Consider the following 466-nt stretch of genomic DNA (forward strand, 5'->3'; position numbering starts at 1 on the left):
GGCTGTTTAAGTAACCCATTAATACCAGGTGTTAATGGATTACTTAAAGGTAATTAGCCAGCACTTATTATCCGAATTTAGGCCTTTTAATACTCAAGACTAAGTGGCTAATTAATTGTGTAGAGTAGCGCTAAAAAAACGCCCCTAAAAGGAGCGTTTAATTAAACCCAAAACAGATTAACTGTATGGGTTGGTGCAATTTGGGATTACATTTATTAGGCTTTTTTCATACTGCCTTGCTCTTCAAGGCGAATATGCCAGCTAAACGCTTCTTCTAGTAAATGAGGTGTGTGTCCGCCTCGCTTACAAGCGCGCTCATAGTAATCTAGCATGGCGTCACGGTAATCTGGGTGCACACAGTGCTTAATAACTTGTACAGCACGTTCACGTGGCGCTAAGCCGCGTAAATCAGCTAAGCCTTGCTCGGTTACTAATATATCAACGTCATGTTCGTTATGGTCAACGT

At 41.4% G+C, this 466-nt stretch carries 1 protein-coding gene; it reads right to left on the minus strand.

Annotation, left to right across the window (positions count from 1 at the left end):
- Positions 1-215 precede the first annotated feature (215 nt).
- A partial coding sequence (locus AAEY62_RS20310) for an acetyl-CoA hydrolase/transferase C-terminal domain-containing protein (protein WP_350635996.1) occupies positions 216-466 on the minus strand: 251 nt, incomplete at its 5' end.

The organism is Pseudoalteromonas sp. GW168-MNA-CIBAN-0100 (genome assembly GCF_040309225.1).
Lineage (GTDB): Bacteria > Pseudomonadota > Gammaproteobacteria > Enterobacterales > Alteromonadaceae > Pseudoalteromonas > Pseudoalteromonas arctica.